The 13,629-nt window shown below is 44.9% G+C and carries 10 protein-coding genes; 3 read left to right on the top strand and 7 right to left on the bottom strand.

Annotated elements, in window-relative coordinates:
* Positions 1–39: 39 nt before the first annotated feature.
* From fhuE to HA51_RS01570, 6 genes are all read right to left on the bottom strand, one after another.
* Positions 40–2,247: a ferric-rhodotorulic acid/ferric-coprogen receptor FhuE gene (fhuE, locus tag HA51_RS01595; RefSeq protein ID WP_084931503.1), complete on the bottom strand. Its 2,208-nt coding sequence runs from the start codon at positions 2,245–2,247 to the stop codon at positions 40–42.
* A 552-nt stretch (positions 2,248–2,799) separates the two neighbouring features.
* Complete coding sequence (locus HA51_RS01590; RefSeq protein ID WP_084931502.1) at positions 2,800–4,065, bottom strand: type II toxin-antitoxin system HipA family toxin; 1,266 nt, start codon at positions 4,063–4,065, stop codon at positions 2,800–2,802.
* Between the two features lie 5 nt (positions 4,066–4,070).
* Positions 4,071–4,379, bottom strand: coding sequence for a helix-turn-helix domain-containing protein (locus tag HA51_RS01585; RefSeq protein ID WP_084931500.1), 309 nt, complete (start codon positions 4,377–4,379; stop codon positions 4,071–4,073).
* Positions 4,380–4,914: 535 nt separating this feature from the next.
* A complete protein-coding gene (locus tag HA51_RS01580) occupies positions 4,915–6,216 on the bottom strand; it encodes a cytochrome c (protein ID WP_084931498.1) in 1,302 nt (433 codons plus the stop codon).
* Complete coding sequence (locus HA51_RS01575; RefSeq protein ID WP_084931496.1) at positions 6,213–6,689, bottom strand: (2Fe-2S)-binding protein; 477 nt, start codon at positions 6,687–6,689, stop codon at positions 6,213–6,215. Before HA51_RS01575 ends, HA51_RS01580 begins: the two co-directional genes overlap by 4 nt.
* Before the next feature lie 15 nt (positions 6,690–6,704).
* Positions 6,705–8,936, bottom strand: coding sequence for a xanthine dehydrogenase family protein molybdopterin-binding subunit (locus HA51_RS01570; RefSeq protein WP_084931494.1), 2,232 nt, complete (start codon positions 8,934–8,936; stop codon positions 6,705–6,707).
* A gap of 431 nt (positions 8,937–9,367) precedes the next feature.
* Between HA51_RS01570 and HA51_RS01565 the strand changes: the two genes are divergently transcribed.
* On the top strand, positions 9,368–10,342 hold the full coding sequence (locus HA51_RS01565; RefSeq protein WP_084931492.1) for an XdhC family protein: 975 nt from the start codon (positions 9,368–9,370) through the stop codon (positions 10,340–10,342).
* Positions 10,343–10,539: 197 nt separating this feature from the next.
* Positions 10,540–11,433, top strand: a complete 894-nt coding sequence (locus HA51_RS01560; RefSeq protein ID WP_084931491.1) for a LysR family transcriptional regulator — start codon at positions 10,540–10,542, stop codon at positions 11,431–11,433.
* Between the two features lie 44 nt (positions 11,434–11,477).
* On the opposite strand, the gene ompC is transcribed toward HA51_RS01560, so the two are convergent.
* Positions 11,478–12,608 (bottom strand): porin OmpC, encoded by a 1,131-nt coding sequence (ompC, locus tag HA51_RS01555; RefSeq protein WP_084931489.1) that lies wholly within the window; start codon positions 12,606–12,608, stop codon positions 11,478–11,480.
* Between the two features lie 260 nt (positions 12,609–12,868).
* Between ompC and HA51_RS01550 the strand changes: the two genes are divergently transcribed.
* A complete protein-coding gene (locus HA51_RS01550) occupies positions 12,869–13,612 on the top strand; it encodes an SDR family NAD(P)-dependent oxidoreductase (protein ID WP_084931487.1) in 744 nt (247 codons plus the stop codon).
* Positions 13,613–13,629 lie beyond the last annotated feature (17 nt).

Genomic DNA, 13,629 nt, shown 5'->3' with positions numbered 1-13,629 from the left:
GCGTGCAGGTTTCACTGCTAAGCGAATCGTTTCCTGAAATTAGAAACGGTAGTTCGCTGATACTGAAATGTTTCTCGGCTCGCCGTAAACGGTGTTTCTGCCGACATCAACATTGTAAGTCTTGTCAAAGAGGTTATTAACATTAACCTGCACTGACATCTGCTTGCTAACCTGGTAACGGCTAAACAAATCAACCAGAGCATAGCTGCCCTGATTCGCATAGAGAGTACTTGCGCCGTCAGGTCCTGCTACGTTATCCCACGTATGATTCTGCCAGTTGACGCCCCCTCCGACCGTCAGGTCCTGAAGCATCGGCAAGCGATAACTGGTAAACAGTTTCAGAGAGGTTGTCGGCTGAGTCGGGTTCAGTGCTTCACCTTCGCCATCGTGGGCGACATATCGGGTGGCGCCGAACGTCATCTGCAAGTTATCCGTTACCGCACCGTTAATCTCAAACTCTATACCCTTACTTACTGTGCCATTTTGCTCATAGTAAGCGTAATCGGTGCTGCCTGACACCAGAGCATAGTCAGTGGCACCCAGGTGGTCTTGCTCGATTCTGAATACCGCCAACGATGCTGTTACACGGCTATTGTTCCAGTCGCCCTTGATCCCTGTTTCGTAACTTTTACCCGTGACAGGGGACAGATAGGCACCGCTGGCATTGCGATAGGTCTGCGGTTTAAAGATCGAGGTATAACTGGCATAGGCGGAGTAGGTGTCATTAATGTCGTAAACCAGCCCTGCATAAGGCGTGACATTATTTTTCTCCATATTCTGCGTCAAGGTGTCGGCAGTATATTGGGTGTAGCGCGCACCCAATATCAGATTTAATTTCTCTGCCAAAGACATACGTGTCGCAAGATAAGCTGATTTCTGATGGATGGTATTATCTTGAGATAAGCTCTGGTCATCCCAATCGGGTTCTGGGTAGTTGCCCCAATCATTAAAATCACCTACATCTGCTGAGGTGAAGCTGGTGGATGCACTAAAGTAACGGTCATTTTGACGCAGGTAAGTGACACCCAACATCAACTCATGTTGACGGCTAAAGAGTTCATAGGGACCGGTGGCATAGGCATCAAGCGAGTCTGCTTTGCGTTTCGCGCTGTTATATCCGGTGCCGCCTAAGAGGTCATAGCCTGCATATGGGCCGATGCCGATTCCGGTGGACTTGTCGAAATACCCATCAATATAAAGCAACTTGCTGTCCATTGTGGCTTCAGTATGAGAGCCACTCAGATTAACCAGCCATCCGTTATCGAATGTATGTTTCAGGTTTGCAAAGACTTTTTTGGAGTCGCTGTTGTTGTAGGCCCAATCTGGCGCGAGATTGGTGCTGCGGCTGTAATTGGTTTTACTGCCATCAAGATAGAAGGTGGGCAAGCCACCCCAGGTTGCGCCTGAGATGTTCGTTTCCTGATAATCGTAACCTATCGACGCAGTGGTATTGTCGCTCAAATCAGCATCGACAACGCCATAAATAAACTTTTTGCGCGTGTGGTAGTGGTCGAGCCAACTATCACCGTCTTGATAACCCGCAATAACACGGCCGCGTACATTACCTGACTCAGTCAATGGCGCGGAAATATCACCTACATAACGCTGGGTGTCCCAACTACCGTAACTGGCTGAAACATTGCCCTGAAATTCTTTACTGTCGGCGTGTTTATGGATCATGTTGATCGAAGCCGCGGGGCTGCCAGCGCCCGTCATCAGGCCGGTGGCGCCTCTGACGACTTCAATGCGATCGTACACCGCAGTATCTGATAGCGTATCACCCACATTCCATTGGGAATCGATCAGGGTTGGCACACCGTCTATCTGATAATTATCAATCATGAAGCCGCGTGAGTAGAAATTACTCCTGTTTGACCCTGAATTATATTCTGAGATACCAGTTGTATTCTTCAGCGCGTCGTTGAGCGTTTGAAGTTTCTGATCTTCCATGCGCTGCTTAGTAATGACGCTTACGGATTGTGGCGTGTCGCGCACGGTGAGAGCCATTTTCGTTGCCGCACGCGTGACCGGAACACTGTAGTCCGTATTTGCATTGTCATCGCTATTATTTTGAGCAGCAGTCACCAGTAAAGTTTGATTTTTATCTGTGCTGGCTTCTGCATTTGCCGCTTGTGAATGAAGAGAGGAGGCGATGACTAAAGCCAGTAATGAAAGTGAAAAAACTGGCTGACTATATTTTTTCAAACGATGGAATTGATTATTGCTTAACGTTGAAAGAGCGGACATCTTGGTTCCCTTGTTAAAGGATAAATTATTTGGAAAGCAACAGGATGATAAAAATATTGTTTTTAGATGTTTTTATGACCTAAATATTATGAATAAAATTCAAACTGAACTATTAATACAATTTTACACGGCAACGCATCATGAATCACAATGATAATTATAATCATTTAAGTTTCACGATCATAGATAACCTCTAAGCTTTAGATGCTTATGTTGATTTTATTGGGTTTTATGGTTGTTTAGACTGACATCGTCATTAGGCGTGGCTATGTATTTCAGAGGTGGTTCATGTGTTGCTGTTCTGCTGACGCATTTTCTTCAACCATTGTGGTTTGTCAGGGTTATGGTTTCTTATGGTTATTGAATTATTTCGGATCAGATAAGTGCCCTATGGAAGATGTGATCAGAAGATTTGAATATGGAAGCTGACTTATGATTAATGCCTAACCCGAGAGTTGCCAGTCAATCCCCGGATCTGTTAAACGATAGGGAGTGAGTAAGTTTTGTTGTTGACTATTTTTTGAGTCATTAAGTCATGCCTATAAATAAACATCATAGCGATTTTAGGTTGGCCTGAATGTGTGAGTTAACATCTTTTATTATTGCTTTAGGAATTGAATCACCTAACGTGTTTGCTGTAGCTGCAAATGAATTAGCGACTTCGCTGACTTCTTCAATAATCAGGTTTAGGCTTTTCTCACTGATATCTGCCGATTTCGCGGCTTTCATTAGCGCTTTTCGCGTAATGCGGCTGCCGTAACCTGCAACGGATGATTGATGCTGGCCGCCCGGACCGTTTTGGAAGGTCAGGTCATATGCAGGAGAAACCTGCCATTCTTCATTTTCATTGAGGATGAATGCGAAGTTTTTGGCATGGTCATCCTGATTGTTCATGATCACATTGAATACCATGCGACGAGCCTGAACTTCCCGCTCTTTTGCGGAGCGTGTCACCATCGCGGTCGCACGTAAGATGTCGCTATAATCGAGGCAGGGCAGACGAAAGTCAGCCTGTAACACCCCCGACATACTCAGAATAGGCACGCGCATTCCGTCGAAACGGTCGAATCGTTTAACGCCAAAAGCGGACAGGCCATTACCCAGTGAAAACCAACGGCTTTCAGGAAATTCGATACCCGATTTTCGTGCCATAAGCGCGTACACTTGCTCTAGCTCACAGACCCAAGCTGACTCTTGAGCTGCTGGAAATTTAATCAACCATGGATCACTACCCGAAGCAGGTGCTGAACTTATCCTGTTGGTCGCGGGATTAAATTCAAGCAATGCTTTCGGACGCGCACCGTGTGGCGATCCCCCCAAACGTACCAACTCGGGCAACACTTCGGAGTCCAGCCCGGCCACTTCGACTTGTATTTCGCGGGCGAGTAAAATCAGGTCATCAATACTTTGAGGGTGATCATCATGGCCTGGCATGTCAACGACTGGACGATAAGTCAGGGCTCCCATCATGTTATTGCCCAACATTGCCAGACGGTCCAGCGGGGAAAGTGTTGCCGGTTCGATATCATTGCGACGCAGTAAACGGTCCATCAGTAGTCGCCCCCAGCCATCGGGCAGTGAATCTGCAATAAAACCAGGAATGCTTTCTTGATGACGTTCAAAATCTGCGTATGTGGTATTAACGGGAGGGTGCAATAATGGAGAGAATTCAAGGCCGCGTTGAATGCTCTGTTCTGAATATTCAAATAACCACTCACCGCGTTGTCTACCCGCAGCCAACACCCCCATAGTCCATTGTTCTCCCCAGCCCTGATAGATAACATCCAGCCGTTGCAGAGGGCGATAATTCAAGTTCATTAATTCTACTCCTCGCGCTTCGTGTTTAACGCGGATGAAGATTTTTTCCGTTTAGCAGCGCGTTGTCTCGCCGGTGCTTTGAGCGCTTCAACCTGAGAGATACTCAGTGCAGGTTGTACGAACAAATTCATCATTTCTCTCTCAAGACGTAGTGCAAAAACGACTTTCACAAAGTTTTCCAGCGTTACCTTGCCGTCATTCTCGAGCTTCTTGAGTGCCGATACCGATATCCCGGCTTTGTCCGCCAGCTCCTTTTGCAGCATATTGCGTCTTAGCCGATGTGATTTGAGGCGCTGCCCTAGCTCTTCCATCATCGCAGATCGGAAAACAATTTAAGAGACATAATAAGGGCTCCTGAACAACCAAAATCGCTTTAAGGGGTTATAATAAAGCCATTCATTGAAATTGTCGAGCGGTGCTTTTATAAGGGGTGCTTAATAGCCTCTAGATGAATAATTATGGCTTTAAAAGGTGTTTTAAAGACTTTTAATTGTTATGAAATGGTTTCTTTAAGAAGCATTTTGCGGCCTGGACTTGCTCTTCAATAATGCAGGGATAGGAATTTATGGTGAATTTAAAAACTCGAAATCTGAAGATTAGGCGACGCAGATTAACGCGAATCTCACCGGTGTACTTAATTGTAAACACTCTGCTACAGCCCTTGGAGGAACAATAACCTGAACCCGCTCTGGCTTGTTCATTAGATGTCACTCATTACCTACAGGTTTCTTAAGTGGTGCGCAAAGCACTGGATAAGTTCGGCGTCATTGATATCTTGGTTAACAATGTTGGATATGGAGACCGCTTAGCCATCAAAAAGAATGAAGCCACATTAAGTGGCTTCTTAAATTACTGTTTTCTTTGTGATGCCACTTGTTCCGTTGTCACCTGACCTGTCTTATCGCCGAAGTGCTTAATTATATAATTCGCGACATCGGCCACTTCCTGATCGGAATATTTATTACCAAAATCTGGCATAAAATATTCTCTTGAACCAATCTTGAGTTTGGTACCTTTTAGGATAGCCTGAACAACACTACGTCCCTGCGGATCGTTTACGGCTGAACTGCCAGCAAGATTGGCATAATCAGATTGACGACCTATCCCGTTCCATTGGTGGCAGCCACTACAATCATTCGCAAATAACTGCTGCCCCGGTTGAATCGGTCCTTCAGCAGGTAAAATAGCGCTGGAGTTTATTGCATCTTTGGGGCTGGTGTTCACAACTGACTGTGACGGTTGTTTGATCGGCTCAATGTTGCGCAAATATTTCACCAATGCAGCATTATCAGCTGGGGTCAGATATTGCAGACTGTTTTCAACGGCTTCGGCCATTGGGCCTGATGCCGTGCTACGTCCCGCAGCATGCCCCTCAGCCAAGAATTGCGACAGCTGTTTTTCCGTCCAACTTCCGATGCCTGTTTCTGCATCCGGGGTTATATTTCCAGCAAACCAGCCTTGGATATTTTCCCCACTAAGCGCTTTACTCTGAATAACAGCAAAGCCGATATTCCTTGGCGTATGGCATTCTCCACAATGCCCAAGTGCAGTGGCGAGGTATGCTCCGCGGTTCCATTCGGCATCCTTGCTGGGATCAGAACTAAACCTTTGATCAGTAAAGAAGGCAAGATTCCAGAACTTCATCCCCCAGCGCTGATTAAACGGGAACGGCAATACATTCTCCGGGGTCGGCTTATTAACCGGAGGCAGGGTCATTAAGTAGGCTTTAACAGCCAGGACATCGTCTCGGCTCATACCGGTATAAGAGGTATAAGGCATCGCCGGGTAAAGGTTGCCATTAGGACTGATACCTTTGCGCACTGCATTGATAAACTGTTCGTCAGTCCAGTTTCCAATTCCGGTTTCCTTGTCTGCAGTTATATTGGAACCATAAATGGTGCCAAATGGAAGTTGGATCGGAAAACCTCCCGCAAAAGGTGCTCCGCCTGTAGCGGTATGACAGGCAACACAATCAGCAGCTCGAGTCAGGTATTCGCCACGTTTAACGGGATCGCTTATGTCTGCAGGGGCTCCGGAGATACCGGCAGTCGGTTCAGATCCTACTGGCTGAATGAGCTTATAGCCGATCCATGCCAGTGCGAGTACCACGAATAAACTTACAACCCAGAGAATGTGCTTAAATTTTATCATTTTTTCCCTGCCTCGGTTTGAAGCCGGTCAGCAGCCAGATGAATGGCCGCCCGGATGCGCACATAGGTTGCACAACGGCAGACATTTCCTCCCATTGCCGCGTCAATATCAGCATCAGATGGGGCAATTTTTTCCATTAAGAGAGCAGTCGCTGACATTATTTGACCGGACTGACAGTAGCCGCATTGAACGACATCTAAATCCTGCCATGCTCGTTGAATTTGGGCTCCGACCTGAATGGCATTGACAGCTTCAACAGTGGTGACATTTTTGCCTTGCGTCTGAATCATGGGCGTCTGGCATGAACGCACGGGTTTTCCATCCAAATGGACTGTACAGGCGCCACACATAGCGATTCCGCAGCCAAACTTCGTGCCTGTTAAACGCAGATCATCGCGTAGATACCAAAGCAACGGCATGTTTTCATCGCCGTCAAATTGAACTGATTTATCATTGATATTTAGGTTAATCATATTGTTAGCTCGCAGTTACGCTTTGTCAGGTGTTCCAAGGCGATGAAACGGAAGGCTGAGTGTTGAACGCGATCGTCCGAGTTTGGCAAGAGCATTACCTACGGCCGGAGCGATAGTGGGGACGCCTAATTCACCAACACCACTTGGCGCTTCAGAAGAAGGGACAATAATGACCTCGACCTCTGGCATTTCATTGATGCGAAGAGGGCGATAATTATTGAAGTTTGATTGTTCGACGAATCCTTTATTCAGGGAAACGTTAGCGTAGAGCGCAATTCCCAGGCCGTAACCAATGCCGCCTTCAATCTGTGCTTTAATGACATCCGGATTAACCGCGACACCACAATCTACGGCGCACCAGATTTTGTGAACTTTGGGAATACCCGCTTCTCCGATTGAAACCTCCGCGATCTGGGCGACGCTGGTACCAAACGCTTTGGCTACGCCAACACCTCTCATTCTTCCGTTGCCTGCATCAGAGCCTTTCCAGTTTGCTGCCGCAGCAACAGCCTTGAGCACTGCCGCCTCTCTTGGCGCTTTTTCCATCAGTGCAAGTCGGCCAGTTACAGGATCTTGGCCTGTCATTTCCAGCAATTGATCAATGAAACTCTCAACGGCATGCCCTGAATGAGTACTGCCTACTGAACGGAGGGAAGAGGTCGGGACTTTGCCCGGAATAATGTGGGCATCGCACTGGAAGTGTTCAAAAGAGTAGGGGGGCTCTTTACTTCCTTCGACCATGGTGCGGTCCACACCATCTTTAATCATTGCCGCAAAAACGCTGTTTGCGGCGAATGAGTGGCCGGAAATGGTGTTCATCCAGGCAATGATCTTGTTGTCACGAATCGCTGCGCGAAACTTGTGAAGTATCATTGGCCGATACCATCCGCCGCGAATGTCGTCTTCGCGAGTGGAAATCAGCTTGATGCCTTGGCCTGGTCCGATAGCTTTTGCCACTGCGGCCATATCTGCAGCAAGGTCGGGGCCAAGAAACTCGTTACCCAGATCTATTCGGCGACCAAAACTACCGCCGGCAAGCACGGTTTCAATTGTTACCTTTTCCACTGGGATGTTGAAAATCTTGCTGAGTTGGATCTGATCTATGGTCTGAATCTGGCAACCATATTTCGCATATACACTATCTCCATCCCAAAGGAGATAACCAGTGAGTGGTTCCATTGGGGCATGTGCCAGATAGGGAAAGAGATATTCAGCTTCGATGATTTTATCTGAATTACCTTGCGCCACAGCTTCAAGCGGGTTGCCATTCCTGGCGGCAATAACCCCTGGATTTTCCGCCGCTTTTCGCATCTCTGCAAAAATCTCTTCACTGCTGCGCGTTTCGGCAGAGGAATTATCCCACTCGGCTTTGACCTTTTTTCTGGCTTCAATAGCTGTCCAACTGTCTTTTGCGTAAATGGCCACTCCACTATCGGTCGCCCGGACGTCTTTTACGCCAGGCATACGTAATGCCTCATCGGCCGAGAATGATTTGAGTTTTCCGCCGAACAGCGGAGATTTTATCAGCGTTACCGTAAGCATTCCCTGCTCATGAATATCTTGAGGGAAATAGGCTTTTCCAGTGGTTTTTTGAACAGAGTCGACCCGATGAGGACCATTGACTTTGCCAATTAATCTGAAATCTTCAGTTTTTTTTAACACCAGTTTTGAGATGTCGGGAGAAGGTAAAGTTGCTGCGGTTAAAACGAATTCACCAAAGCCGCCCGAGCGGCCACTCAGTTCGTGCGAGATGATTCCCTCTTTGACAACTAGCTCCCCTGAGGGTACATGCCACTGTTTTGCTGCGGCAGTGATAAGCAAGTAGCGCGCAACTGCGCCCATCTGGCGCATTTGCATATATGCATTCGCCACTGAACTCGATCCACCGGTACCCTGAATCCCCATTTTAAGATTTTTATAGACGGCAGTGTCGGCAGGTGCTGCTTCAACATGAACTTTGGACCAGTCAGCATCAAGTTCTTCAGCAACTAATGTTGCCATGGCAGTATAAATACCCTGACCAACTTCCGTGTGCTTGCTTAAGACCGTCACCGTACCATCAGTATCAATCTGTACGAATGCATTTGCATGCAGCCTACTATTTCCCCCGGCAAGTGAAGGCGTTGCACCATTAGCCAGGTTCTGCGCAGCTCTAGATGATTTAACAGGAAGCCAGGTGCCGACAACTAAAGCAGTTGCGCCAATGATGAAACGTCTTCGGGAATGGTGAATGTCCGCATTACTCATTAATTTTGCTCCAGGTACCCAGGAATGGTTTTTATTTGTCCGACTTTAAAAATCAATTAGAAAAAGCGAGTCAGATAATAAGTTTGAACAAAGTAGATTAGGGTGATAATGGTTATCAATATCACTTGTGGCATGTTAATGATCTTGTTTTACGGACTTAATACATGCACTGCTCAACTTATCACAGACTTCAAAGATGATTATGCCGCATATCTGATAAGCCCTATGAACAGACTGTATTAATGATGTATTGAACTGCGTGATAATAAATGTTTTATTCTAAATTGACTATTTTACTGTTTAGACAGTTTTTTTATATTTGCCTACGTTTTACATTATTAATTAACACTGCACAAAGCTGATATAACTGATTGATGACTGTAGGTTTTCATTTTTTTTGATCATTCTTGTCGTTATTGCGAGAGTTTCTGATGCAACATCTTGATGTGCAATTAATCGTGTCCGCTAAAAGATGGGTACGAGTTGAACCTATTTGGCTTTGCACTGTACTAAGTACATTTGGGTCTTCACCGCGCCCTCCTGGAACCATGATGGTGATTAGCCTTTCTGGGCATGTTGCTGGGTCTCTTTCAGGTGGGTGTATTGAAGAAGATTTTATAACGAGAATTCAAAGTGGAGAGTTGAAGGAATTCAGTCAGATTGTGCGTTACGGTGAGGGGGGACTTACGCCAGATAAAAAACTGCCTTGTGGTGGAATTATAGACATACTGGTTGAAAGATTATCTGTCACTGAAGAAAGTTCAGCTCATCTAGATAAGATACATTCAGCATTACTAGGTTTCACCTCGCTTGTAAAACACATCCAATTACCTGAGGCCTGTGCTTCAATTGTAGACCATAAATGGATAAGTAATACGCAAGTCAGTTACACCGATAAGAGTGTAACGATCAACATTGCAAACGCACCCAAAATAATCATTGCTGGTTTGTCTACTGTAGCTGCATATTGTGCAGAATTTGCGGCAACTTTGGGTTTCGAAGTGATAATTTGTGAAAGCAGGAAAGAAAAGATTGTCGAATTTCAGCAGCAGATTAGAGCGGAGATTAAGATTGAACCGCTTTTCCCAGCCAGGTATATCGAGTTACACGGCGCACACAGTAATACTGCTATTGTTGCATTAACTCATGATGCAAAATTTGATGATTTAACCATGATGGAGGCAGTCAACACAGAAGCCTTTTATCTGGGAGTGATGGGGTCTAAAAGAACAAGCACGGTGCGTCTTAAACGACTTATTGATATCGGGGGGCTGGATGAAGAAGAGATTTCCAGAATACATGCACCTGTAGGGTTAAGTATCGGAAGTAAGACTCCAGCTGAAATAGGATTGTCAATTATGGCCGACATCGTTCGTGCTAAGAATGAAATTCACCAGAAACCTTGATGAGCATCAATTGGTATAGGTTATGGGTATCTGATATTGGTATGAATTTTGTCTTGCAGTCAGTCGCCTGCATTCCCTTATGAGTTATTCTCATGAATTTATCACCTTTTTTATACTAACTGTGCTTCATTAAGTCTCGGTGATGTAATCTGACCTGATTGATCGTTATGATGTGACGAGAACAGAGGGAGAGGATTATGCTGAAAGAGAACTTTAATGAATTGATGTCATTTATGGTTGTAGCACAAGAGCGAAGCTTTACTAAAGCAGCAGCCAGGCTTGGAATATCTCAGTCAGCACTTAGCCATGCGATGAAATCCCTTGAGGATCGACTTAATCTTCGTCTGCTAACGAGAACTACCAGAAGTGTTGCACCCACTGAGTTAGGAGAAAAAATAATAAATTGCCTAACTCCTCGCATTGCCGACATTGAGCATGAAATGGCGTTACTTACTCAACTCAGCGGTTCTGCCACCGGGAATGTTCGTCTATCTGCCGGGGAGCATGCGGTGAAGTCGGTTATCTGGCCAAAACTTCTGGGTTTCCTAAATAATTACCCCGACATTAATGTAGAAGTGGTTGTTGATAATGCGTTAACAGATATCGTCAACGAACGATTCGATGCTGGCGTAAGATTGGGAGAGCGGCTGGATAAAGACATGGTTGCTGTAAGAATCGGGCCTGACTTTCGTATGGTAGTCATTGGTAGTCCTGAATACTTCAACGCGCACCCAGCTCCTTTAGAGCCACATGATTTGCAAAACCATAAATGTATAAATATGCGGCTGCCTACGAATGGTGGTGTGTATGTATGGGAATTCGAAAAGGATGATAAAGAAATTCGCGTCAGAGTTGAAGGTCAACTGACATTTAACCATTTAAACGAAAGGCTTGAGGCTGCACTGGCTGGTTTTGGTCTGGCGTGTGTGCCTGAGGATATGGTTCAGGATGCGCTGAATAAAGGAAAATTAATTTCTGTTTTGGATGATTGGTGCCAGACGTTTCCAGGATACTATCTATATTATCCAAGTCGTCGTCAACATACAGTTGCCTTCTCTCTTATGATTGAAGCATTCAGACATAAGTCTTAAGTTGAGTAAGATAAAGAAATGGGCGAGTAAACTCGCCCATGGTTTTAGAATTGGTAAACGATCCCAAGAGCAACAATATCGTCTGTGCTAATTCCCGCAGACTCTGTGAATTCACTGCTATCGATCAGGTTAATTTTGTAATCAACATAAGCATACATATTCTTGTTGAAATTATAGTTGGTGCCGATATCAACAAATTTAACCAAGTCTTGACTGCCGTAGGTTCTTCCGTCTGCAGCGGTACCTAAATCAGTTGCACGGGTTTGGTTGTAACCAATGAATGGAACAAGGCCAAAGTCAAATGTGTAGCCTGCATAAGCTTCAAACAGGTCAGATTGGTTTGCATAACCATAAGCTCCGTCACTGGAGCTGGAACCAAATCGTGAAGCGTTATAAGCCTTAGTATACATCAAAGCTAAGTAGAGATTATTTGCATCGTATTTCACAGCAGCTGTATATGCTTCAGCTTTGCTACCGTGGCCCATAATTCCACTGGTAAGGCTGTTTTGCTCGTTGGTGCGATCGGCGCTCATCATGGCACCAGCTAAACTGAAACCTGCTCCAAGATCGTAACTTGCTGACATACCATAACTATCGCCATTCTGACGCAAGACGTCACGAACACCAGGCTCGCCGCCTCCGTCATTTTTGCCCTGATACTGGAGAGCAAAATCAAGGCCATCAACTAAGCCAAAGAAATCAGTATTGCGATATGTAGCCATACCATTCCCGCGATGGAACAGGAACTGATCGGAGTTATAGGTCAATCCGTCAAATTCAGGCTGCATATCGGTATAGCTTAATGCGTCATACATAACCCCTGAATTTCTGCCGTAATCAAAGGTGCCGTAATGACCAAATTTCAGACCTGCATATCCAATACGCGTGAACATTCCACCCGATTCATTTTCAGCAGTGTTTAAATTCCACTGGCTTTGCCACTGACCATAACCTGTTAGGCTGTCAGAAATCTGCGTTTCACCTTTAAGGCCAAAGCGCATGTATGATTGGTCACCATTTTGGCTTTGATCGTTACTGATGTAGTTTTCACCTACAACCATGCCATATAGGTCAAGCTTATTCCCGTCTTTATTATAAACTTCTGCTGCATGAGTAGTACCGGCAAAAATAAGCCCTGCCACCACAAGCGATAGCTTTTTCTTATGAGTAATCATATTAGTCCTCAGGTTTACCACTGTCTGTTTTTTTGAATTTGCGGGATAACTGTTTCCGCAGTATAGCTATTTATCATTCATTGCTATTTGTGTAAATCTTGGTGAAAAAAATAGGGCACACTTAGGTAAATTAGTGTCTTTTTTGACGGGATTTTATATTGAGCACACTATGATAAGAAACAACCCTGTGTAATTGTGTTATTTATTCAGTGATATAAATTAATATTAACAGGTTAATTCCTTTTTCTAGTGGAAATTCAATGGCTGTCAAGAATTGGGTAGTAATGGGTGTCGATACTGGATTAGGTAGGGCGATCGCTTTAGAATTACTTGAAAGTGGGCATCGTGTGTTTGCACTGGTGCTCGATTACAATAAAGTAACAGATTTAACATCTCGATTTAAGGATAGATTTATTGCTGAAGAGTTGGAATCTTATACGAATCATTTTATGCGTAAGTTTATGACGGATCTTTTGAATGTTACCTTCATTGTGGATGGTTTAATTTTATGCGAAACCAGCGCATTACTAGGTTCAGTTGAAGAGACAAGCACTTCTGAAATCTCTAAGGCAATAGAATCCGGATTAACCTTCCCAATTCTTTTGGTGAGGGGTTTAATATCTCTTTTTAGGTCAAATCGTCGTGGAAGAATTGTTTATATTTCATCCTCACAAGGTGAGAAATCCCAACCTGGAGCCTCTGTTTTTTCTGCAACGAGTTACGCGCTTGAGCACTTTATCAATTCCGTCTCAGACGAGATGTCGGTTTTTGGGGTGGAAACGTCCATTATAAACATAGGTCGTAACGATACGCCGGTTCTAACTGGGGAAATGACCATTGCAAATCTAATGTCTGATTACGATATTAGTGAGTCACATGATTTAATTAGCAAGGTTTTACTGACCAAGCCACAAGAAATGGAAATGGAAAATAAATGGAGAGCCAAATCCATCTCAGATTTCGTGTCTGGCGAGATGATATCTAAAAGACTTATATTAAATTGAACTCAGTGCGGCATTTA

Origin of the sequence: Pantoea rwandensis, from assembly GCF_002095475.1 — a bacterium.
Classification (GTDB): domain Bacteria; phylum Pseudomonadota; class Gammaproteobacteria; order Enterobacterales; family Enterobacteriaceae; genus Pantoea; species Pantoea rwandensis.
Note: the sequence above shows the minus strand (reverse complement) of the source record. Positions and strands in the feature narration are given on the sequence as shown.